The organism is Cryobacterium sp., from assembly GCF_026786305.1.
In the GTDB taxonomy this organism is placed as follows: Bacteria; Actinomycetota; Actinomycetes; order Actinomycetales; family Microbacteriaceae; genus Cryobacterium.
In genome coordinates, this window is the sequence record NZ_JAJAYI010000073.1 from 42,584 (window position 1) to 63,217 (window position 20,634).

At 64.3% G+C, this 20,634-nt stretch carries 19 protein-coding genes; 9 read left to right on the top strand and 10 right to left on the bottom strand.

The window, feature by feature from the left end:
* Window positions 1–9 precede the first annotated feature (9 nt).
* Window positions 10–903: an ABC transporter substrate-binding protein gene (locus LH475_RS09210; protein WP_196843662.1), complete on the bottom strand. Its 894-nt coding sequence runs from the start codon at window positions 901–903 to the stop codon at window positions 10–12.
* 143 nt (window positions 904–1,046) lie between these two features.
* Between LH475_RS09210 and LH475_RS09215 the strand changes: the two genes are divergently transcribed.
* From LH475_RS09215 to LH475_RS09225, 3 genes are all read left to right on the top strand, one after another.
* Window positions 1,047–1,586, top strand: coding sequence for a GNAT family N-acetyltransferase (locus tag LH475_RS09215; RefSeq protein ID WP_297413587.1), 540 nt, complete (start codon window positions 1,047–1,049; stop codon window positions 1,584–1,586).
* Window positions 1,587–1,686: 100 nt separating this feature from the next.
* Entirely contained in the window at window positions 1,687–2,895 is a 1,209-nt protein-coding gene (locus LH475_RS09220; RefSeq protein ID WP_297413589.1) for an MFS transporter, read from the top strand.
* Between the two features lie 95 nt (window positions 2,896–2,990).
* Window positions 2,991–3,803 (top strand): aldo/keto reductase, encoded by an 813-nt coding sequence (locus LH475_RS09225; RefSeq protein ID WP_196843659.1) that lies wholly within the window; start codon window positions 2,991–2,993, stop codon window positions 3,801–3,803.
* A gap of 142 nt (window positions 3,804–3,945) precedes the next feature.
* On the opposite strand, the gene LH475_RS09230 is transcribed toward LH475_RS09225, so the two are convergent.
* From LH475_RS09230 to LH475_RS09270, 9 genes are all read right to left on the bottom strand, one after another.
* A complete protein-coding gene (locus tag LH475_RS09230; protein ID WP_196843658.1) occupies window positions 3,946–4,932 on the bottom strand; it encodes an aldo/keto reductase in 987 nt (328 codons plus the stop codon).
* Between the two features lie 100 nt (window positions 4,933–5,032).
* Window positions 5,033–6,337 (bottom strand): thymidine phosphorylase, encoded by a 1,305-nt coding sequence (locus LH475_RS09235; RefSeq protein ID WP_196843657.1) that lies wholly within the window; start codon window positions 6,335–6,337, stop codon window positions 5,033–5,035.
* A 44-nt stretch (window positions 6,338–6,381) separates the two neighbouring features.
* Window positions 6,382–6,795, bottom strand: a complete 414-nt coding sequence (locus tag LH475_RS09240) for a cytidine deaminase (protein ID WP_196843734.1) — start codon at window positions 6,793–6,795, stop codon at window positions 6,382–6,384.
* A gap of 2 nt (window positions 6,796–6,797) precedes the next feature.
* Window positions 6,798–8,096: an ABC transporter permease gene (locus LH475_RS09245; protein ID WP_196843656.1), complete on the bottom strand. Its 1,299-nt coding sequence runs from the start codon at window positions 8,094–8,096 to the stop codon at window positions 6,798–6,800.
* On the bottom strand, window positions 8,093–9,328 hold the full coding sequence (locus tag LH475_RS09250; protein WP_297413617.1) for an ABC transporter permease: 1,236 nt from the start codon (window positions 9,326–9,328) through the stop codon (window positions 8,093–8,095). The genes LH475_RS09245 and LH475_RS09250 overlap by 4 nt, the downstream gene beginning before the upstream one ends.
* A 53-nt stretch (window positions 9,329–9,381) precedes the next feature.
* Window positions 9,382–10,902, bottom strand: coding sequence for an ABC transporter ATP-binding protein (locus tag LH475_RS09255; RefSeq protein WP_196843655.1), 1,521 nt, complete (start codon window positions 10,900–10,902; stop codon window positions 9,382–9,384).
* A 91-nt stretch (window positions 10,903–10,993) separates the two neighbouring features.
* Window positions 10,994–12,103, bottom strand: coding sequence for a BMP family ABC transporter substrate-binding protein (locus LH475_RS09260; RefSeq protein WP_196843654.1), 1,110 nt, complete (start codon window positions 12,101–12,103; stop codon window positions 10,994–10,996).
* 142 nt (window positions 12,104–12,245) lie between these two features.
* On the bottom strand, window positions 12,246–13,310 hold the full coding sequence (locus LH475_RS09265) for a BMP family ABC transporter substrate-binding protein (RefSeq protein ID WP_196843653.1): 1,065 nt from the start codon (window positions 13,308–13,310) through the stop codon (window positions 12,246–12,248).
* A gap of 102 nt (window positions 13,311–13,412) precedes the next feature.
* The gene (locus LH475_RS09270) at window positions 13,413–14,531 is read right to left on the bottom strand and encodes a mannose-1-phosphate guanylyltransferase (RefSeq protein ID WP_196843732.1); all 1,119 of its coding nucleotides are present in this window, start codon (window positions 14,529–14,531) and stop codon (window positions 13,413–13,415) included.
* Window positions 14,532–14,617: 86 nt separating this feature from the next.
* Between LH475_RS09270 and LH475_RS09275 the strand changes: the two genes are divergently transcribed.
* From LH475_RS09275 to LH475_RS09300, 6 genes are all read left to right on the top strand, one after another.
* Window positions 14,618–15,802 (top strand): glycosyltransferase family 1 protein, encoded by a 1,185-nt coding sequence (locus tag LH475_RS09275; protein ID WP_196843652.1) that lies wholly within the window; start codon window positions 14,618–14,620, stop codon window positions 15,800–15,802.
* Between the two features lie 189 nt (window positions 15,803–15,991).
* The gene (sdhC, locus tag LH475_RS09280) at window positions 15,992–16,405 is read left to right on the top strand and encodes a succinate dehydrogenase, cytochrome b556 subunit (RefSeq protein WP_196843651.1); all 414 of its coding nucleotides are present in this window, start codon (window positions 15,992–15,994) and stop codon (window positions 16,403–16,405) included.
* A gap of 12 nt (window positions 16,406–16,417) precedes the next feature.
* Window positions 16,418–16,870 (top strand): succinate dehydrogenase hydrophobic membrane anchor subunit, encoded by a 453-nt coding sequence (locus LH475_RS09285; protein ID WP_196843650.1) that lies wholly within the window; start codon window positions 16,418–16,420, stop codon window positions 16,868–16,870.
* A gap of 17 nt (window positions 16,871–16,887) precedes the next feature.
* Window positions 16,888–18,696 carry a succinate dehydrogenase flavoprotein subunit gene (gene sdhA / locus LH475_RS09290; RefSeq protein ID WP_196843649.1) on the top strand — a complete coding sequence of 603 codons (1,809 nt, stop codon included), beginning with the start codon at window positions 16,888–16,890 and terminating at the stop codon, window positions 18,694–18,696.
* The gene (locus tag LH475_RS09295) at window positions 18,696–19,457 is read left to right on the top strand and encodes a succinate dehydrogenase iron-sulfur subunit (protein ID WP_196843648.1); all 762 of its coding nucleotides are present in this window, start codon (window positions 18,696–18,698) and stop codon (window positions 19,455–19,457) included. The genes sdhA and LH475_RS09295 overlap by 1 nt, the downstream gene beginning before the upstream one ends.
* Window positions 19,458–19,559: 102 nt before the next feature.
* The gene (locus tag LH475_RS09300; RefSeq protein ID WP_297413596.1) at window positions 19,560–20,630 is read left to right on the top strand and encodes a YihY/virulence factor BrkB family protein; all 1,071 of its coding nucleotides are present in this window, start codon (window positions 19,560–19,562) and stop codon (window positions 20,628–20,630) included.
* Window positions 20,631–20,634: the final 4 nt, after the last annotated feature.

Consider the following 20,634-nt stretch of genomic DNA (forward strand, 5'->3'; position numbering starts at 1 on the left):
CGCTTACTTCTAGCCGTTGGATGCGGCGTTGATGGTGATGGTGTCGATGCCACCGTCGGTGACACCCCAGGCGTCGAGGATCTTGCCGTAGGAACCGTCGTCAACCATGGACTGCAGGGCAGCCTGCACGGCCTTGGTCAGTTCCGAACCCTTGTTCACGGTGATGCCGTACGGCGCCGTGTCGAAGCTCTCACCGGCGGCCTGCAGCTTGCCGTCAGCCTTGGAGATGGCGTAGAGGGTGACGGGTGAGTCGGCGCTGAGGGCATCAGCCTTGCCGAGAACGACCGCATTGGTCGCTTCATCCTGCGAGCCGTAGGGCAAAACCTCGATGGGCGCCTTGCCGGCGGCAGCGCAGGCCGCGTTCTTGGCGGGCAGCTCATCGGTGTCTTCGACCGTGTTGGACTGCACGGCGACAGTCAGGCCACAGGCGTTGTCGGGGTCGACGGTGGATCCGGTCGGCGAAGCCCAGAGAATTCCGGCGTTGTAGTAGTTGACGAAGTCCACCTGCTTCTCGCGCTCGAGGTTGTCGGTGAACGACGATTCGCCGATGTCGACGGTGCCGCCGGTGATGCTCGGAATGATGTTGTCGAACGACGCGATCTGGTATTTGGTCGTCAGGCCGAGTTTTGCGGCGATGCCGTTGGAGAGTTCGATGCCCCAGCCAATCGGTGCCCCCGACTCGTCCTTGAACTCGTTCGGCGGGTAGGCGGCGTCGGTTCCGATGACGAGCACACCCGCGCTCTTGATGTCTCCCGGCAGCAACGCGACCGCGGCGGCATCCGCTTCGATGGTGCTCGCGGCGTCCGTCGGCGCCGTGGCGGCCGGGGTGGAGTTGTCGACACAGCCGGTCAGCAGCAGAACGGCTGCGGCAGCGAATGCCGGAATGATATAACGTGCGCGCATGGCACTTCCTTCTTCATCTGGGCGAAAATGCGCGGATTCTACGGTGAACCCACACGCGAGTAAGACCTAACGAGCCTAGTGCAACCGCAGCACGACAGATTCGAGCACGCACCCCCACAACAAAAAGTTGTTTTGACGAGCGGATGCTGCAGATCTATCGTCGAGAGGTGCCCACCGCCAGCCCGAACATTTTGTACACGTCACCGACCGACCCGCTCGCAGCCCCGATGGTGGCCGAGCTGTCACGGGAGTACGACGAGCGCTACGGCCTGAACAACGGAATTCCGTCGTCGGTCGAGCTCAGCCGATATCCGGCCAGGCGCTTTCAGCCGGTCGACGGCGGCACCTTTCTGCTGCTCGTGGAGAACGGCCGTGCCGTTGCCGCCGGCGCATTCATGCGAGCCGACGCTCCGGACACGGTCGAGGTCAAACGGGTCTGGACCCACTCGGCGCACCGCCGCCGGGGGCTGGCCCGCCAGGTGATGGTCGAGTTGGAGGCCGAGGCGGCGCGGCGGGCCATCCCGTCGATTGTGCTGACCACCGGGCCGCGCCAGCCAGAGGCGGTCGCGCTGTACGTCGCGCTCGGCTACGAGCCGCAATTCGACCTCGATGCCGAGTGGGAATCGATCGGCTACCTCGAATTTCGCAAGCGACTCCCGTCGTCCGACGACGAGCGGCCGTAGGTACCGGCCTGGGATAGTCGGCACGGGCCCCTCTCCAGCCCGCAGGGGTCGCGTCGTCTCCCCCGGTTTTCGGCGCGCCCGACCCTAGACTGAAATCATTGTGAAAAGTTACTGGACGCTACTGCGCACGCCCGGCGTGTCCCGCCTGATCGGCGCGCAGCTGACGGCCCGTTTTCCGTTCGGAATGCTCTCGCTCGCTTTTCTCATTCACATTGAGCGCATCTTTGATTCCTATGGCGCGGCCGGGCTGGTCCTCGGTGCCATGAGCATCGGTCAGGCCATCGCCGGCCCGCTCACCAGCCGGCTGATGGGCCGACTCGGCATGCGCCCCGTAATCATCGCGACCATGTTGATCTGCGCGGTCTCGATCATCGTCATGGCGCTGGTCCCACTGCCGATTCCGAGCCTCATGCTCATCGGATTCGTCGCCGGCCTGTCCACGCCGCCGATTCAGCCGGCCGTGCGCACCATCTACCCCAAGATCGTCAACTCCCGCCAGCTCACCCCGCTGTTCTCGCTCGACGCCTCCGCGCAGGAGATTATCTGGGTGCTCGGACCCGTGATCGCGACCTTTGTCGCCCTGCAGGTATCGACGACCGCGGGCATCCTGCTCGCCGCATTCTTTCTGGTCGCCGGCGGAACCTGGTTCGTCTCGCTGCCCGAAGTCGGCCGGGTGCGCATTCCGCGCAGTCGCCGCAAGCTCGGCGTCGTGCTCAAGAAGCCCGAGGTGCTGCTCAGTACCATCGTCGGATTTACGCTCGTCGCTGCCTGCGCCGCCGTCGAAGCCGGTGTGGTCGCGGTGTTCGGCCACGGCAGCGCCGACGCCGGCTGGGTGCTCGGAATTTTCGCGATCGGCTCGCTCATCGGCGGGCTGGCGCTCGGCCACGCTCCGATCGGACCGTGGGCCCTCGCAGCCCGTATGCTCATCGTGACGATCGGGCTCGCCCTGGCGAGCCTGTGGCTCACCTTCTGGTGGCTCTCGCTGGCCTTGTTGCTGGCGGGTGTCGGCATCGCTCCCGCCTTCGCTGTGCTCTTCGGCATCGTCTCGGCGAGCGTGAAGTTCAGCGACACCGCCGAGGCCTACGGCTGGGTCGGCACCGGCCAGCTGATCGGCGCCGCCATGGGCTCCGCCATCGCCGGGTTCTCGATCGACCACTCCGGGCCAGTGTCGGCGATCTACGTCGCCGCCGGCTTCGCCGCCCTCGGCTCCATCATTCCCGCGCTCGGTCGCCGCTGGCACCCCGACCTGCGCGGACGGGACATCAGCCCCATTCCCGACACCGAGCCCATTCAGATACAGGTGTCCTGAGCACCTTCACTTCGCCGAACCGTGAGTTTGGGCCCGGTTTCGAGCCAAAACAGGGACCAAACTCACGGCTCGGCGACGTCCGGTTTAATGGACAGATGGATATCACGCTCAATGACGGCCACACCATTCCGCAACTCGGTCTCGGGGTGTACAAAATAGCGGATGCTCTCGCCTCCGACACCGTTCAGGTCGCGCTCGAGGCCGGGTACCGTCACGTCGATACCGCCGCGCTCTACGAGAACGAGGTCGGCGTCGGGCAGGGGCTGGCACGCTCGAGTGTGCCCCGCGAAGACGTGTACGTCACAACCAAGGTATGGAACGATCGCCACGGCTACGACGAAACACTGCGGGCGTTCGACGAGAGCCTGGCCAAGCTCGGCCTCGACTACGTCGACCTGTACCTGATCCACTGGCCGGCACCGCAACAGAATCGCTATGTCGAGACCTATCGGGCCCTCGAAGCGCTCCGCGCCACCGGCCGTGCCCGTTCGATCGGAGTCTCCAACTTTCACCCGCACCACCTCGACCGGCTCCTGGCCGAGACCGACGTTGTGCCGGTGCTCAACCAGGTGGAGTTGCACCCCTGGCTACCGCAAACCGAGGTGCGCGCGTATGACGCGGCCCACGGCATCCGCACCGAAGCGTGGTCGCCGCTGGCCCGCGGGCGCGCGATCGGCAACGAGACCCTCGACGCGATCGGAGTGAAGCACGGCAAATCAGCGGCCCAGATCGTGATCGCCTGGCACCTGTCGCTCGGCACCATCGTCATTCCCAAGTCGGTCACGCCGGCACGGATTCGCGCGAACTTCGACGTGTTTGACACTGTGCTCGATGCCGCCGACCTGGCCGCGATTGCGGCGCTCAACAGCGGCGAGCGCACGGGCAAAGACCCCGACGACCTCGACTGACCTGACTTGATCTGGCCTACAAGGGAACGCGGGCGTTGCTGCCGAGCGGGTCGGCACGTCCTCGGCGTTCGGCAGAGTGCTCACAAACCGGTAGACCACCAGCCCCAGCGTCACAACGAACCCGCCGCCGTGCGCCGAGCCATCACCAGCGCGGGTGGATCTGCTCGCGCAGCAACCGGTCGTAGATGTTCTGCACGCCCTCGTTGAAGGCGAGGTCGAGCGGTTCGGCCACGCCGGCCGTGGCATTGCCCTGCACCTGCGCGACCGAGCGGGCGCCCGGAATAACGGCGCTCACCCCGTCGATCTGGGCGACCCAGGCCAGTGCGGCCTGCGACGGACTGAGGCCGGCCGGAGCGAGGGCGGCGAATTCGGTGGCGGCCTGTAGCCCCACTTCGAAGTCGACGCCGGAGAAGGTCTCGCCGACGTCGAAGTGGCTGCCGTCGCGGTTGAAATTGCGGTGGTCGCTGTCGGCGAACACGGTCTTGCGCGAATATTTTCCGGTGAGCAGCCCGCTGGCCAGCGGAACCCGGGCGATGATGCCGACCCCGGCAACACGCGCGGCGGGCAGCACCTCATCGAGGGGTTTGAGCCGAAACGCGTTCAGAATGATCTGCACCGTGGCGACGCCCGGGTGGCGGATCGCGGCGAGGGCCTGGTCGCAGGTTTCCACGCTCACGCCGTAGTTGCTGATGACGCCCTCGTCGACGAGGGTGTCGAGCGCGTCGTAGACCTCGCCGGAGTCGAAGACAGCGCTCGGCGGGCAGTGCAGTTGCACGAGGTCGAGGGTGTCCATGCCCAGGTTCGTTCGCGACCGGTCGGTCCACTCGCGAAAGTTCGTGAGCACAAAGTTCTCGGGCAGTTGTTCGGCCCGGCGACCCATCTTGGTGGCGACGGTGAGCTCGCTGCCCGGGGCGTCATGCGCGAGAAAATTCCCGATCAGGCGCTCGCTGCGACCGTCACCATAGACATCCGCTGTGTCAAAGAACGTTATTCCGGCATCAGCGGATGCCGCGAGTACCCCGGTAGCGTCGTGGTCCGATACTGCTCCCCAATCGGCGCCGAGTTGCCAGGTACCCAGGCCGATAACGGAAACGGTGCGACCGGTGCGACCGAGGGTGCGTTTTTGCATGTATCCAGCTTAGGCATCGGGTGCGCCTCGGTGCCGGAGGATTTTGTTGCTGCTCGGACCTGCGACCCAGACATTTTGAAAGGCCCCAGCAAGGACGCGGCTAGCGGCTCCCGATGCGCTCCGCGATCAGCGGCCCGCCATCCTGCACGAGCTCCCCCGGGTCGCCAATGCGCCAGGCCCCCTCAACGGCCTCGAGCGCGCGCGCGAACCGCTCGGGCTCATCGGCGCTGAGCGTAAACAGCGGTTGGCCCTGAACGACGGTGTCGCCGGGCTTGGCGTGCAGGTCGATTCCGGCCGCGTGCTGCACCGGATCCTGCTTGCGCGCCCGCCCCGCACCGAGCCGCCAAGCGCCGATGCCGAACGGCAGCGCCTGCTGTTCGACCAGCACACCGGACCGCTCGGCGTGCACGATGTGAGTCTCGCGCGCGACCGGCAGCGCGGCCTCCGGGTCGCCGCCCTGCGCCCGAATCACGGCGCGCCACTTGTCCATTGCCCGGCCGTCCCTGAGGGCTGCGGTCACGTCGACGTCGGTGATTCCCACCAGGGCGAGCATCTCTTCGGCCAGGGCCACGGTGAGTTCGACCACATCGGCCGGGCCGCCACCGGCGAGCACCTCGACCGACTCGCGCACCTCGTTGGCGTTGCCGATTGCACAGCCCAGCGGCACATTCATGTTGGTCAGCAAAGCCGATGTCGCCACCCCGGCGTCCTCGCCGAGCTCCACCATCGTGCGTGCCAGCTCTCGCGACCGCTCGATGTCTTTCAGAAAGGCGCCGGAGCCGAACTTCACGTCGAGCACGAGCGCGCTCGTGCCCTCGGCGATCTTCTTCGACATTATCGACGACGCGATGAGCGGAATCGCCTCGACCGTGCCGGTGATGTCGCGCAGGGCGTAGAGCTTGCCGTCGGCCGGAGCCAGGCCGCTGCCGGCCGCGCAGACCACGCCGCCGATCTGCTGCAATTGCTGCCGCATCTCGGCATTGGTCAGGTTGGCTCGCCACCCCGGAATCGACTCGAGCTTGTCGAGCGTGCCGCCGGTGTGGCCGAGGCCACGGCCGGAAAGCTGCGGCACGGCCGCGCCGAACACCGCGACGAGCGGCATGAGCGGCAGGGTGATCTTGTCGCCGACGCCGCCGGTGGAGTGCTTGTCGGTGGTCGGCTTGCCGAGCCCGGCGAAGCTCATGCGTTCGCCGCTCGCGAGCATCGCCATCGTGAGCCCGCGAATCTCGTTTCGGGTCATGCCGTTCAGAAAGATCGCCATGGTCATGGCGGCCATCTGCTCGTCGCCGACATAACCGCGCGTGTAGGCGTCGATGAGCCAGTCGATTTGTGGGGTGGTCAGTTCGCCGCGGTCGCGCTTGGTGTGAATGAGGTCGACGGCGTCAAACGCTTCGATGGTGGTCACGTTGGAGACTCCTCAGGAAGCGGTGGTGTTAGGAAGCGGTGGTGTTAGGAAACGGTGGTGGCGCGGTACTCGGCGAGTTGGCGCGGCCCGAAAGCATCCGGCAGCACCTCGTCGATGGTTTTGACCCCCGAGACCGTTTCGAGCAGCATGCCCGGCGCGGAGTGTTCGTAGAGCAACTGCCGGCAGCGACCGCACGGCATGAGAATGCCGCCAGTGCCGTCGACGCAGGTGAAGGCCACGAGTTGGCCGCCGCCGCTTCGATGCAGGGCGGAGACCAGACCGCATTCCGCGCAGAGGGTGAGGCCATACGAGGCGTTCTCCACGTTGCATCCGCTGATTACTCGCCCGTCATCGACCAGAGCCGCGACACCGACCGGAAACTTCGAGTACGGCACGTACGCGGTTGCCATGGCGGCGAGAGCGGCCTCGCGCAACGCCGCCCAGTCGACGATCACAATGGTCACTTGATGTACGGCTTTCCGTCGGCGGCGGGCGCCCGCGAGCGGCCGACGAACCCGGCAACGGCGAAGATCGTCACGACGTAGGGGAGCATGAGCATGAATTCGCTCGGCACCGGCGAGCCGATGATGCCGAGCACGTTCTGCAGGTTGGTTGCGAAACCGAACAGAAGCGCCGCGAGGGTGGCCTTGATCGGATGCCACTGGCCGAAGATCACCGCGGCGAGGGCGATGAAGCCCATGCCGTTGGTCATCTCCTTGTTGAACGCACCGACCGCGCCGAGCGTGAAGTACGCTCCGCCGAAGCCGGAAACGACGCCGCCCAACGTGACGGCGATGAAGCGGGTGCGGTTGACGTTGATGCCGACCGTGTCGGCGGCTTGCGGATGCTCCCCCACGGCCCGCACGCGCAGGCCCCATTTGGTGCGAAACAGACCGAAATACACCACGGCAATGGCTACGTACATGACGTAGACAATGATGGTCTGGCGAAACAGGACCGGACCGATGATGGGGATTTCACTGAGCAACGGAACGTCGAGACGGGGAAAGACGTCCGGTGAATTGAGATTGGCGCTGGGAGCGAGCACCTGCGAGTAGAGAAAGCTGGTGAGGCCGATCACGAGCACATTGAGCACGACACCGACGATGACCTGGTCGACGAGGTACTTGAGCGCGAAGGCGGCGAGCACCATCGACACGAGCGCCCCGGCTACCATTGCCGCGAGCAGGCCGAGGTACGGGTTGCCCGTAGCGGAGGCGACGACCGCCGAGCTGAAAGCTCCCGCGAGTAGCTGGCCCTCGATGGCCACGTTCACCACGCCGGCGCGTTCCGACAACACACCACCGAGAGCACCGAAGATGAGCGGGGCACTGAGGGTGACCGTTCCGATCAGGAGTCCGGGCACCGGAATCGTGGAACCGGACGCCGCCCAGGCCAGAAACCCGACCAGAAACAGCAGCGCGAACAAAATGGAGAACACGATCGGAATCTTGGTGTGGCGGTAGACCAGCCACGCCGATGCTGCAGCCAGGAGCACGAGTACGATGGCGACGAACACTCCGGTGACGAAGGTCGGCAGGGCAACCGCGGGCAGCTGGATTACGTCACGGGCTTGCGACAGGCGAAAGGTGCTGAGTTCACCGCGCTGGCCGCGACCGAGTACGACGAACAGGAACAGCGACAGCACGGCAAAGCCGCCGAAGGTGATCGGAATCTTCCAGCTGCGAATCGCCGCGGTCGGCTTGATGATCGGGGCTGAAGCCGCCACGGGAGCCGTGCTCTGTGTGAGAGTGCTCATTTCGCCACCACCTCGTTGGTCTTGCGCGCCTTGACGGCGCGAATTGCGGGTTTCTTCGTGGTGCCGGGCGTAGGCAGGTGGAACATGGCGCGCACCAACGGCGGGGCCGCGATGAACAGCACGATGAGTGCCTGCACGACCACGACGATATCGATCGGCACACCCTCGGCAGCTTGCATGGCAAACCCACCGGCTTTGAATGCACCAAAGAGGATTCCGGCCGCGAAGATTCCCCAGGGTCGTGAACGACCCAGCAGGGCGACCGTGATGGCGTCGAAGCCGATACCGGCGTCGATGCCGGCCCCGAAACCGGTGGTCACGGTGCCGAGTACCTGGTTGATGCCGGCCAAGCCCACGAGCGCGCCCGAGATGGCCATGGCATACATGTAGACGTTCTTCACGTTGATGCCGGCGACCCGGGCCGCGCTCGGGTTCTGCCCGACAGCGCGAAACTGAAACCCGAGATTGGAGCGGCTGAGCAGCCACCAGACGAAGATCGTGGCCGCGATGACCGTGAGAAAACCGGCGTGCAGGTTGTACCGCGGTCCGAACAGGTCAGGGAACACCGCGGTCGGCAACATGGCCGGTGTTTTCGGGTTGTTGCTGCCGGGCGCCTGCAGGGCGCCCGGAGTGCGCAGCAGAAACTGGATGAGATACAGGGCCACGAAGTTGAGCATGATCGTAACAATCACCTCGTGGGCTCCGGTGCGAGCCTTGAGCAGGCCAACGATTCCGCCCCAGATCGCACCGCCGAGCAGACCGGCCAGAATGGCGACAATCAAGTGGATGCCGGCCGGCAGCTCGACCGCGAAGGCAACATACCCGGCGGCCCCGGCGGCGATGAGCATCTGCCCACGACCACCGATGTTGAACATTCCCACCCGAAAGGCGAGTCCGACGCCGAGACCGGCCGCGATCAGCGGCGTCGCGAACGTGAGTGTCTCGGTCAATGGACGAATGGCGGTGAGAAAGTTGTTGGCGCGAAAGTTATAGATGGCACCCTGAAAGAGGGCGGAGTACGCCCCCGCGACGGCGGCCCAGACGGCCTGCAGCAGGTCGCCCGGCCGCGAGAAGAAGTACACCGCCGTCTCCTGCACGCGTTCGTTGGTGAAGGCGATCAGAACCGCGCCGACAATGAGCGCGAACACGACGGCCAGGACGGAGATCATGGCGCTGCCGCCGGTGATATCGCGCAGGGTTTGGGTCCAACGTTCAGACCCGTCCTTCTTCACGTTGCCGGGATCCGGAGCTGCCGCAACCGCGGCTGCCGGTACTGACGTGTCACTCACAGTAAGGCCTTCGTTTCGGGGGCGTGTTCGCCGGCCATCATGAGGCCCAGCGTGGCACGGGGGGTGTTGCCGGGCACGATTCCAACGATTTCTCCTCGATACATCACCGCGATGCGGTCCGCGAGAGCGACGACCTCGTCGAGCTCGGTGGATACAACAATCACCGGAATGCCGGAGTCGCGGGTTTCAATGATGCGGGTGTGTACGAATTCGATCGAACCGACATCGAGCCCACGCGTCGGCTGTGCCGCGACAAAGAGGCGCAGCTCACGGCTCAGTTCACGTGCAAGAACAACCTTCTGCTGGTTGCCACCGGACAGCCGGCCGGCTTCCATCTCGCTACCCTGCGAGCGAATGTCGAATTCCCGAATTTTTTCAGCGGCGAACGTGGCTCGAAAACCCAGTTGCAGGTTGCCGGCCTTCACGAACGGCGCCCCGGAGCTGCGGTCGAGCATGAGATTCTCGGCGATGCTGAAATCGGCGATCAGACCGTCTTCGGTGCGGTCCTCGGGAACGAACCCGACGCCGGAATCGAGAATGTGCCGCACGCTGTAGCCGCGCAACGGTTTGCCGTCAAGTTCGATCGACCCGGTGACGTGGTGCTGCAGACCGAGCAACGCTTCGGTCAGCTCGGTTTGACCGTTACCCTGCACACCGGCGATCGCGAGCACCTCACCGGCCTGCACATCAAAACTCACGCTGTTGACGACGATCTGGTTGCGGGAGTCGATCACCGAGAGGTTTTTCACCGATAGGGCCGTTCCGCGCAGTTCGGGGGCGTTCTTGTGCACGGTCAATTCGACGGCGCGGCCGACCATGAGCGAGGCCAGCTCCGCGTTCGTCGCGGTCGGCGACGCCTCACCGACGACGGTTCCCAGGCGGATGACGGTGATGCGGTCCGCCACAGCGCGCACCTCCCGCAGTTTGTGCGTGATGAACACGATCGAGGTGCCGGACTCGGCGAGCTGGCGCATGATGATCATGAGCTCGTCGGTTTCTTGCGGCGTCAGCACAGCGGTGGGTTCGTCGAACACCAGCACCCTGGCATCCTGGGACAGCGCCTTGATGATCTCGACGCGCTGCTGCACACCGACCGGCAGGTCTTCGATGAGGGCGTCGGGATCGATGTCGAAGCCGAAACGGTCCGAGATCTCTCGCACCTTGGCCCGGGCGGCGCTGAGATCGAGGCGGCCGCCGAAGGTGGTCTGCTCGTGGCCGAGCACGACATTTTCGGCGACGGTGAACACGGGAACGAGCATGAAGTGCTGGTGCACCATGCCGATTCCCGCTTTCATGGCGTCGCCCGGCCCGGCGAACTTCTGCACCGTGTCGTCAAGCAGGATCTCGCCCTCTTCGGCGATATACAGGCCGTACAACACATTCATCAGGGTGGACTTGCCCGCGCCGTTCTCGCCCAGAAGGGCGTGAATTTCACCTGACTCGACCGTGAGGGAGATGTTGTTGTTGGCCACCAGCGCACCGAAGCGCTTGGTGATACCGCGAAGTTCGAGCTTCATTCATCCTGAATTCTTGGGTCGAGCATGGCGGGGACTGCACGAGGGTAATGAAATGGGGAGGCCAATATCCGGCCTCCCCATTTCACGTAGCCTATTTCTGCTTGGGCGAAGCGGGCGATTCGACCGTGATCGAACCGTCGATGATGCCGGCCTTGATGCCGTCAACGTCATCAGATATCGTCGCAGACACCTTGGACTCGAAGTCGTGGAACGGTGCGATGCCCACTCCTTCGTTGTCGAGGGTTCCGACGTAGGCCGTCACGTCGAACGTGCCGGATCCGGAGGCCGTCACGACGTCAGACACGGCGAGCTTGATGTCCTTCAGAATGCTGGTCAGGAACAGGCTGGAACCGGCCGGGTTGGTCTCGAACAGGTCGGCGTCAACACCGACCATGGCGATGTCCTTGCCCGAGCTCTTGATCGCTTCGATCGCGCTCAGAAAGATCGGTCCACCAACGGGCAGGAGCACGTCGGCGTTCTGGTCGATCAGGCCCTGCGCCTTGGCGAGGGAGTCGACGCCAGCAACGAAGCCACCGGTGAATGAGCCGGTCTGCGAGGCGACGTCCCAGCCAATGGTCTTTACGGCGGTGCCGTTCTTCTCGTTGTAGTACGCGACGCCGTCAGCGAAGCCGTCCATGAAGATCGTGACCGGGGGGATCTGCAGTCCGCCATAGGTGCCGACGACGGCGGTCTTGCTGTAACCGGCTGCGACATAGCCGGCCATGAAACCGGCCGGGGCGGTGTCGAACAAGATGGGCTTGATGTTCGGCGCGTCAACCTTGCCGTCAAAGTTGAGGTCGGCATCATTGTCGATGATGGCGTAGTTGACTTCGGGGTTGGCGAGAGCCGACTCGACGGTGGCCGCTGCGAGGTTGAACCCGACGGTCACGATGAGGTTGCAGCCCTGGTCAACGAGGTTTTGCACGTTCGACTGGTAGTCGGTCTCCGCAGCGGACTCGACCGTTTTCGGCGTGACGCCGAGGGCGTCTGCAGCCTCGTTGAGGCCCTCGAAGCCGAGCTGGTTGAAGGACTGGTCGTCGAATCCACCCTGATCGGACACCATGCACGGCAGAAAGTCGCTGGCAGCGGCAGAGTTGGTGTCATTGGTGGCGGCGGGCGCCTGGGCACAGGCCGAGAGCATCGCCACGGTGCCAAACATTGCAAGACCGGCAAGTACGGTCTTACGGGTCGAAATTGTCAAGAGGACCTCCTGGATGCTGCCCAGCTAGATCGCGCGGGCATCGTGCGGTACACGTTACCGAATGAAACCCTGCGCAGATGAGCAATGTGCGTGCGCGACCGAGTCGTTACCAAGCCGCGACATTGCGGACACAATTCTCCTCTTATTGGGGTGAACTGGGTCCTTTCACCGCGATGATCCCGGCTATGATCGCAGCCCTGATCTGGTTCATTTCGTCCACGAGTTCAGCAGAAACCAGGGCGGCCTGATCGTGGAAATCGGCGATCTCGACGCCGCCGTTCTTCAGAGTGCCCACGAAAGCCGTGTTGTCGAAGGTCCCATCGAGGTCGGCCCCGATGGTCTCCACCACTGCGGCCGACGTGTTCTTGAGCACGCTCGTGAGCACGACCGACTGAAATTGTTGCGGCAGCGTGACGTAGCCGTCGTTGTCGACCCAAATGATGGAGACGCCCGGTGTCTCGATCGCGGCAGCGGCCGCACCCTGCCCGACCTGACCGGCCACCGGCAGAATGATGTCGGCGCCCTGGTCTATAAACGACTGGGCGAGGGCCTTGCCCTTGTTGACGTCTTCGAAGTCACCCGTGAAACTACCATCCTGGGTGTCTTTGTTCCAGCCAAGCACCTGCACATCAGCCCTGTGCTTGTCGTTGTACATGGCGACACCGTCGACAAAACCGTCCATGAACAGGGTGACGGGTGGCTGGTTACCGCCGCCGAACGTCGCCACGATGCCGGTCTTGCTCACGCCGGCTGCGAGGTAGCCGGCCAGAAAGGACGCCTGGGCGGTGTCGAACACGATGGGTTTCACATTGGGCGCATCGACGACCTCGTCGACGATCGCGAAGTGCACGTCGGGGTTGGCGGTCGCCTCGGCGAGCGTGGCATCGGCGAGTTCGTAACCAACGGTGAGCACGAATTGGCAGCCGGTGGCGACGGCCTGACTCACGTTGGGTGCCAGGTCCGTCTCCGACGTCGACACGATCGCGTCGGTGTTGATGCTGTACTTCGTCGCCGCCTCCTGCAGGCCTTCCCAGCTGGACTGGTTGAAGGAGCGGTCTTCGAGACCGCCCGAGTTGGTGACCATGCGGGCGCAGTAGGCGGGGGCATCCGCTGTTGGGCTCGAGACCGGGGTCGGCGCTTTGGCGCACGCCACGAGGAGCAGGACGGAGACCGCGGCTACGGCGGGGACTGCGATCAAACGGCGCATGGCACTCCTTCACACTGAACTCGAATTTTACGCGCTGGTCGAGCTTGTCGAGACCATGGCGCTCGACAGTGTGGTTTCGACGGGCTCAGCCGACGAGTCATCCTAGAGCACGTCGCTGGAACCGGAGAGCTTGAGCGCGTCGACGACCGCCTTCACCTTCTGGGCGTTCGCGCTCGTTGTCACCAGCAGAGCGTCGGGGGTGTCGATGACCACGATGTCTTCGACGCCGATGAGGGCAATCATGCGGCCGGTGTGGCTGACGACGATGCCGCTCGACGAGTCGGCGAGCACCCGAGCGCCCTCGCCGAGGATGGCCAGGTTAGATTTGCGACCGTTGGAGTGCAGCTTGGCGATCGAGGCGAAGTCGCCCACGTCGTCCCAGTCGAACTGGCCGGGAATCACGACGAGCTTGCCGGCCGCGGCCGCCGGTTCGGCGACCGAATAGTCGATGGCGATTTTCTTGAGGCGAGGCCAGACCTTATCGACCACGGCGCCGCGGGCCGGGGTGTCCCACGCTTCGGCCAGCTCCATCAGCCCGGCGTGCAGCTCGGGCTCGGCCGACGCAATTTCGGCCAGCAGACGGTCAGCACGTGCTATGAAGATGCCGGAGTTCCAGAGATAGTTGCCATCAGACAGGTACTCTTCGGCGATTTCCGGGCTGGGCTTCTCGACGAAGGAGTCGACAGCGAGGGCGGACGGGGCGCCATCCACCGCGAGCGCGGCAGCACTCTTGATGTAGCCGAAGCCGATCGCGGGCTCCGTCGGCTGAATACCGATGGTCACGATGTAGCCCGCGTCCGCAGCGGCGACGGCCTCGGTCACGGCCACGCGAAAAAGCGCATCACCCTTGATGACCTGGTCGGCAGGGAATGATCCGATGATGACGCCCGGCTCGCGCAGCTGCAGAATGGCAGCGGCCAGGCCGATCGCAGCGGTCGAGTCGCGCGGTTCGCTCTCCAGAACAACATTCGGGTCGGCTAATTCGGGCAGCTGCTGCTCAACCGCTGCGCGATGGGCGCGCCCGGTGACGACCATGATGCGCTGCTCGGTCGACAGCGGAACCAGGCGATCCCAGGTGTCGCGCAGCAGGGTCTGGCCGGAGCCGGTGAGGTCGTGCAGAAATTTGGGGGCATCCGCTCGCGATAGCGGCCACAGCCGGGAACCGATTCCGCCGGCAGGAATCACGCTGTACAGGCGGTCGAGGGGCTCACTGGGCGTAATCACACGCCCAGACTACCGGGCAGCCCCGACACGACTGTTCATGCGCCCGTCACCCGGCGGCAATGCCGGGTGCCTAGCCTCCAATTATGCGGATCGCAGTCATCAGCGAAAGTTTCCTCCCCACGGTCAGCGGGGTGACCACGAGCGTCTGCAAGGTGCTCGAGCATCTGGCAGCCAACGGACACGAGGCAATGGTCATCGCCCCCTCCGGCGCCCCGGCCGAATACGCCGGATTTGCCGTGCACACCGTCTCGGCCGTGAACTACCGCGAGTTTCCGGTGGGCATGCCCAGCCCGCAGGTTCAAAAACTTCTCGCCGACTTTCGCCCTGATGTGCTGCACGCCGCCTCGCCGTTTTTGCTCGGTGCGCAGGGCATCAGCGCGGCCAACCGGCTCGACATTCCCTCGGTCGCGATCTTTCAAACGGATGTCGCGGGCTACGCTCACCGAAATCACCTCGGCCCGGCCACCGCGCTGGCCTGGCGATTTGTGAAGTGGGTGCACGAGGGGGCCACTCGCACCCTGGTTCCGTCATCGTCGTCGATGGCCGCCCTGCTGCGCCTCGGCGTTCCCCGGCTGGCCCTGTGGACCCGCGGCGTCGACCTGACCGGTTTTCACCCGAACCTGAAAAACGATCCAGCGGTCAAAGCACTGCGGGAGCGAATTGCTCCACCGGCCCAAACCCCCAGAGCGCAGGGGGCCGTGCGCGATGTGATCGTCGGTTATGTCGGTCGCATGGCGCCGGAAAAGCAGGTGGAGCGACTGCGCGCGCTTCGCGGGCTGCCGGGCATCCGTTTGGCACTAGTCGGCGATGGGCCGAGCGTACCTTCTATACATCGAGCCCTCGAGGGCCTGCCGGTCACCTGGCTGGGCCGACTCTCGGGGCGCGAACTCGCCGTTGCGTACGCGAGCTTTGACGTGTTTGTGCACGCTGGCACCGAGGAGACGTTCGGGCAGACCATTCAGGAGGCGCACGCCGCTGGGCTCCCAGTAGTGGCTCCGCACGCAGGCGGTCCGATCGATCTCGTCGCGCACGGAGAGAATGGTTACCTGTTTCGGCCGGACGATGATCGCGATCTGCGACACTGGGTGTGCCAGCTCGCGCGTGACCCCGTGCTGCGCGCGCGCATGGGCGAAGCCGGCCGCCGCGCAGTGCTCGGACATTCCTGGTCGACGGTCTGCGCCGAGCTGGTTGACTACTACGAGCAGGCGATCGACGAGCGGCTCGCCGTGCGCGCCAACACACACGTACCCCCGTCGATGCAACGTTAGATACCCACAACCGGCACGAGCGGCAGCACAATCGTCACGCCGCGCCTACACACAGGTACCCCCATCGATGCAACCTTAGGCAACCCTAACCGGCACGAGCAGGCTGAGCGCTTGTAGAATAACAACATGCGCTTGTAGCGCATTCCCGGTCTCTTTTCAGAGCCACTATTCAGCCAGGGAGGGTTGTTCATGCCACAGACGGCAGGAACCCTAGATTCTCAGCAGAAGACGACGTCACGTCGCCCCGCCGGCACCCTGTATCGGGGTAACACGGGCATGTGGTCGTGGGTCTTACACCGCATCACGGGTGTAGCGATCTTCTTCTTTCTGCTCGTTCATATTCTCGACACGGCACTCGTTCGGGTCAGCCCCGAAGCCTACAATGCGGTCATTTCGCAATACCAGACGCCGATCATGGGCCTCGGTGAGGTCGCACTCGTCGGCGCCATCGTGTTCCACGCCTTCAACGGACTCCGCATCATTTTGATCGACTTCTGGAACGCCAAATACCAGCGGGTACTGTTCTTCGTCGTCATCGGCCTCTGGGTCGTCACGATGCTGGGCTTCGCGCCGCGCCATCTCATCAACGTGTTCAACCACTAGGGGGCGACAGATATGACCTCAACAATCGAAGCTCCCCGCAGCCCGTCCACCCGCTCAACAAAAAAGAGCGGTGTCAACTGGGAAAAGTGGGGCTGGATCTACATGCGCGTGTCCGGCGTCGTGCTGGTCGTGCTCATCTTCGGACACCTGTTCGTCAACCTCATGATCGGTGAGGGCGTCAGCGCCCTGAACTTCGCGTTCGTCGCCGGCAAGCTGACCAACCCGTTCTGGATGACCTGGGACGTCATCATGCTGTGGCTCGCCCTGATTCACGGCGGCAACGGCATGCGCACCCTGGTCAATGACTACGCCACCTCGCGGATCAGCCGCGGCATCCTGAAGATCGCTATTTTGGTCAGCGTTGTCTCGTTGATCGTGCTCGGCACCCTCGTGGTGTTCACCTTCGATCCCTGCCCCGCCGGTGCGCCCGCCGACCTCGTGGCCTCGTTCTGTAAGTCCCTCTAGGAGCTGCACACACAAAAATGATTTCCTCCACTACACCCACGGAGCCCACCGTCGTAGACGGCGTGCACTACCACCAGCACGACATCGTCATCGTGGGAGCGGGTGGAGCTGGCATGCGTGCCGCCATCGAAGCCGGCCCCCACGCCAGCACGGCGGTCATTTCCAAGCTCTACCCGACGCGTTCGCACACCGGTGCGGCACAGGGCGGGATGGCCGCGGCCCTCGCCAACGTTGAGGAAGACAACTGGGAATGGCACACCTTCGACACGATCAAGGGTGGCGACTATTTGGTCGACCAGGACGCCGCCGAGATTCTCGCCAAGGAAGCCATCGACGCGGTCATTGACCTCGAGAACATGGGCCTGCCGTTCAACCGCACCCCCGAAGGCAAGATCGACCAGCGTCGCTTCGGCGGCCACACCCGCGACCACGGCAAGAGCCCGGTTCGTCGCGCCTGCTACGCCGCCGACCGCACCGGCCACATGATTCTGCAGACGCTGTACCAGAACTGCGTCAAGCACGGCATCAACTTCTTCAACGAGTACTACGTTCTCGACCTCGTCATGACCAACGTCGACGGCGTCGACCAGCCGTCGGCCGTCGTTGCCCTCGACCTGTCGAGCGGCGAGCTGCACGTATTCCAGGGCAAGGCGTTCATCTTCGCCACCGGCGGTTTCGGCAAGATCTACAAGACCACCTCGAACGCCCACACCCTCACCGGTGACGGCGTCGGCATCGTCTGGCGCAAGGGCCTGCCGCTGGAGGACATGGAGTTCTTCCAGTTCCACCCGACCGGCCTGGCCGGGCTGGGCATCCTCTTGACCGAGGGAGCCCGCGGCGAGGGCGCCATTCTGCGAAACGCGAGCGGTGAGCGTTTCATGGAACGTTACGCTCCGACCATCAAGGATCTTGCCCCGCGCGACATCGTCTCGCGGTGCATGCTCAAGGAGGTCGCTGAGGGTCGTGGCGCCGGGCCCGACAAGGACTACCTCTACCTGGATTGCACCCACCTCGGCAAGGAACTGCTCGAGACCAAGCTTCCCGACATCACCGAGTTCGCCCGCACCTACCTCGGCGTCGACCCGGTCACCGAGCCGGTGCCCGTCATGCCGACCGCGCACTACGCGATGGGCGGTATCCCGACCAACGTGAAGGCCGAAGTCTGGCGCAACAACGAGCAGGTCGTTCCCGGCCTCTACGCCGCCGGCGAGTGCGCCTGCGTCTCCGTGCACGGCTCCAACCGTCTCGGCACCAACTCGCTGCTCGATATCAACGTGTTCGGCAAGCGCGCCGGCAACAACGCGCTCGAGTACGTCAAGACGGCCGAGTTCGTTCCGCTGCCGGAAGATCCGGCCCGGGAGGTGCGCGAACTGCTGGAAGGCATCCGCTCGTCGACCGGAACCGAACGCATCGCCGTGCTGCGCAAGATTCTGCAGGAGGAGATGGACAAGAAGGCTCAGGTGTTCCGCACCGACGAGTCCCTCGCCGAGGTCACAGAGACCATCCACCTGCTGCGTCAGCGCTACAAGAACATCGGTGTACAAGACAAGGGCCGTCGGTTCAACACCGACCTGCTCGAGGCCGTTGAACTGGGCTTCTTGCTCGACCTCGCCGAGGTTGTTGTCTACTCGGCCCGCAACCGCCGGGAAAGCCGCGGCGGACACCAGCGCGAGGACTTCCTCGTGCGCGACGACGAGAACTATCTCAAGCACACAATGGCGTACCTGAAGGGTGACGCCATGTCAGCGGATGCCGCCGACCACATCAAGCTCGACTGGAAACCGGTTGTCATCACCCGCTACCAGCCGATGGAGAGGAAGTACTAATGAGTACCGCCACGATCGATAACAAGCCCGTCGTTCCCGAAGAGATCAAGTCCTTCACGGTCACACTCATTGTTCGCCGTTTCAACCCTGAGGTCGACGACGAGCCGCACTGGCAGGACTTCGACGTGCAGCTCTACCCGACCGACCGTGTGCTCGACGCGCTACACAAGATCAAGTGGGAGCAGGACGGTTCCCTGACCTTCCGTCGCTCCTGCGCGCACGGCGTCTGCGGCTCGGATGCCATGCGCATCAACGGCCGCAACCGCTTGGCCTGCAAGACGCTGATGAAGGACCTCGACGTCACGAAGCCCATCTACGTGGAAGCCATCAAGGGCTTGCCGCTGGAGAAGGACCTCATCGTGGACATGGAGCCGTTCTTCGACTCCTTCAAAGAGGTGCAGCCTTTTCTCGTTGCCAAGAGCAAGCCGGTTGACGGCAAGGAACGCCAGCAGACCGTTGCCCAGCGCGCCCGCTTCGACGACACGACAAAATGTATTCTCTGCGCCGCCTGCACCTCCAGCTGCCCGGTGTTCTGGACTGACGGCCAGTACTTCGGTCCGGCCGCGATCGTCAACGCGCACCGTTTCATCTTCGACTCCCGCGATGAGAATGCGGCCGTGCGCCTCGATATTCTCAACGACCAGGAGGGCGTGTGGCGTTGCCGCACGACCTTCAACTGCACGGATGCCTGCCCCCGCGGCATCCAGGTGACCCAAGCCATCGCCGAGGTCAAGCAGGCCATCCTGCGTGGCAAAGCGTAACCGCGTTATCGTCTGAAAAATACCCTCGTCACTTCGACGGGGGTTTTTTTCGCGCTGTTCGGCTGACGACACGTGGGCTGGTACGGCGGTTAAACTAACACCGTGAAAGAGCTTCAGGCGCGCATCCAGGCATGGCGACCCGTGCGGGTCTTCGCCCACTTCACAACGGTGGGCGGCAGCATCCTCGCCGGTGGAATGTCGTATCAAGCCATCTTCGCCATCTTCGCGGCCGTCTGGGTGGGGTTCTCCATCGCTGGCCTGTTTCTCACCGCGAACCAGGGACTCCTCAATGCTCTCTACGCGATCATCAACCAGTCGATTCCGGGTCTGATCGCCAGCAAGGGCATCGTCGACCCGGAGGTGCTCGCCACAGCGGGTATCCTCACCTGGACCGGCGCCATCGCCCTCGCCGGGCTGCTCCTGACCGCTCTGGGTTGGCTCTCGACGACGGCGCAAGCCGTGCGCACTGTCTTTGGCATGCCCCCACAAACCACGTTCTTCATCTGGGTCAAACTGCGTGAGCTCGGCCTCGGGCTGCTGTTCGGCCTGGCCCTGGTCGTGTCGGCGCTCGTCTCCCTCGCCAGCACGGCGCTCCTGGGTGCCCTGTTCGGCCTCTTTCAGATTCCACAGGATTCGATCTTCTACGAGGCCTCCGCCCGCGGCATCGGCCTCGCAGTCGTGCTCGTCATCGATACGCTCACTCTCGCCGGTCTGTTCCGGGTCTTGTCGCGGGTGCGCATTCCGGTGCGACGTCTATTTGCTGGGGCACTGCTTGGCGGTATCGCCCTCGGAATAGTGAAGGTTCTCGGCGGCGCGCTGCTCGGCGGCGCCAGCCGCAACCCGCTGCTGGCAACCTTCGCCGTGATCATCGGACTGCTGATCTGGTTCAACCTCGTGAGCACTGTCACCCTCATCGCCGCGTCCTGGATCGCGGTCGGCATGGCCGACGCGGGTATTCCACCACACACCCTCAGCGCCGACGAGACTGCAGAAAGCCAACAGAAGCGCATGCACGACGCGCTTCGCCTGACCGCGCAGGCCGAGCTCACTGCAGCCAGGGCAGACCTCGATGCATCACCCTGGTATGCCCGGTGGCCCGCCGGGCGACGGTTGAAGGCGGCCGAGGCTCAGGTGGCCGAGTATGCCAGGGCCGATGCGGCACACGTGCGCTAACTAG

What these genes read in the sequence shown, in the direction of transcription:
- LH475_RS09210 (WP_196843662.1), bottom strand. Translation starts at nt 903, where the DNA reads ATGCGCGCACGTTATATCATTCCGGCATTCGCTGCCGCAGCCGTTCTG.
- LH475_RS09215 (WP_297413587.1), top strand. Translation starts at nt 1,047, where the DNA reads ATGCTGCAGATCTATCGTCGAGAGGTGCCCACCGCCAGCCCGAACATT.
- LH475_RS09225 (WP_196843659.1), top strand. Translation starts at nt 2,991, where the DNA reads ATGGATATCACGCTCAATGACGGCCACACCATTCCGCAACTCGGTCTC.
- LH475_RS09230 (WP_196843658.1), bottom strand. Translation starts at nt 4,932, where the DNA reads ATGCAAAAACGCACCCTCGGTCGCACCGGTCGCACCGTTTCCGTTATC.
- LH475_RS09245 (WP_196843656.1), bottom strand. Translation starts at nt 8,096, where the DNA reads ATGAGCACTCTCACACAGAGCACGGCTCCCGTGGCGGCTTCAGCCCCG.
- LH475_RS09255 (WP_196843655.1), bottom strand. Translation starts at nt 10,902, where the DNA reads ATGAAGCTCGAACTTCGCGGTATCACCAAGCGCTTCGGTGCGCTGGTG.
- LH475_RS09265 (WP_196843653.1), bottom strand. Translation starts at nt 13,310, where the DNA reads ATGCGCCGTTTGATCGCAGTCCCCGCCGTAGCCGCGGTCTCCGTCCTG.
- LH475_RS09275 (WP_196843652.1), top strand. Translation starts at nt 14,618, where the DNA reads ATGCGGATCGCAGTCATCAGCGAAAGTTTCCTCCCCACGGTCAGCGGG.
- sdhC (WP_196843651.1), top strand. Translation starts at nt 15,992, where the DNA reads ATGCCACAGACGGCAGGAACCCTAGATTCTCAGCAGAAGACGACGTCA.
- LH475_RS09285 (WP_196843650.1), top strand. Translation starts at nt 16,418, where the DNA reads ATGACCTCAACAATCGAAGCTCCCCGCAGCCCGTCCACCCGCTCAACA.
- sdhA (WP_196843649.1), top strand. Translation starts at nt 16,888, where the DNA reads ATGATTTCCTCCACTACACCCACGGAGCCCACCGTCGTAGACGGCGTG.
- LH475_RS09295 (WP_196843648.1), top strand. Translation starts at nt 18,696, where the DNA reads ATGAGTACCGCCACGATCGATAACAAGCCCGTCGTTCCCGAAGAGATC.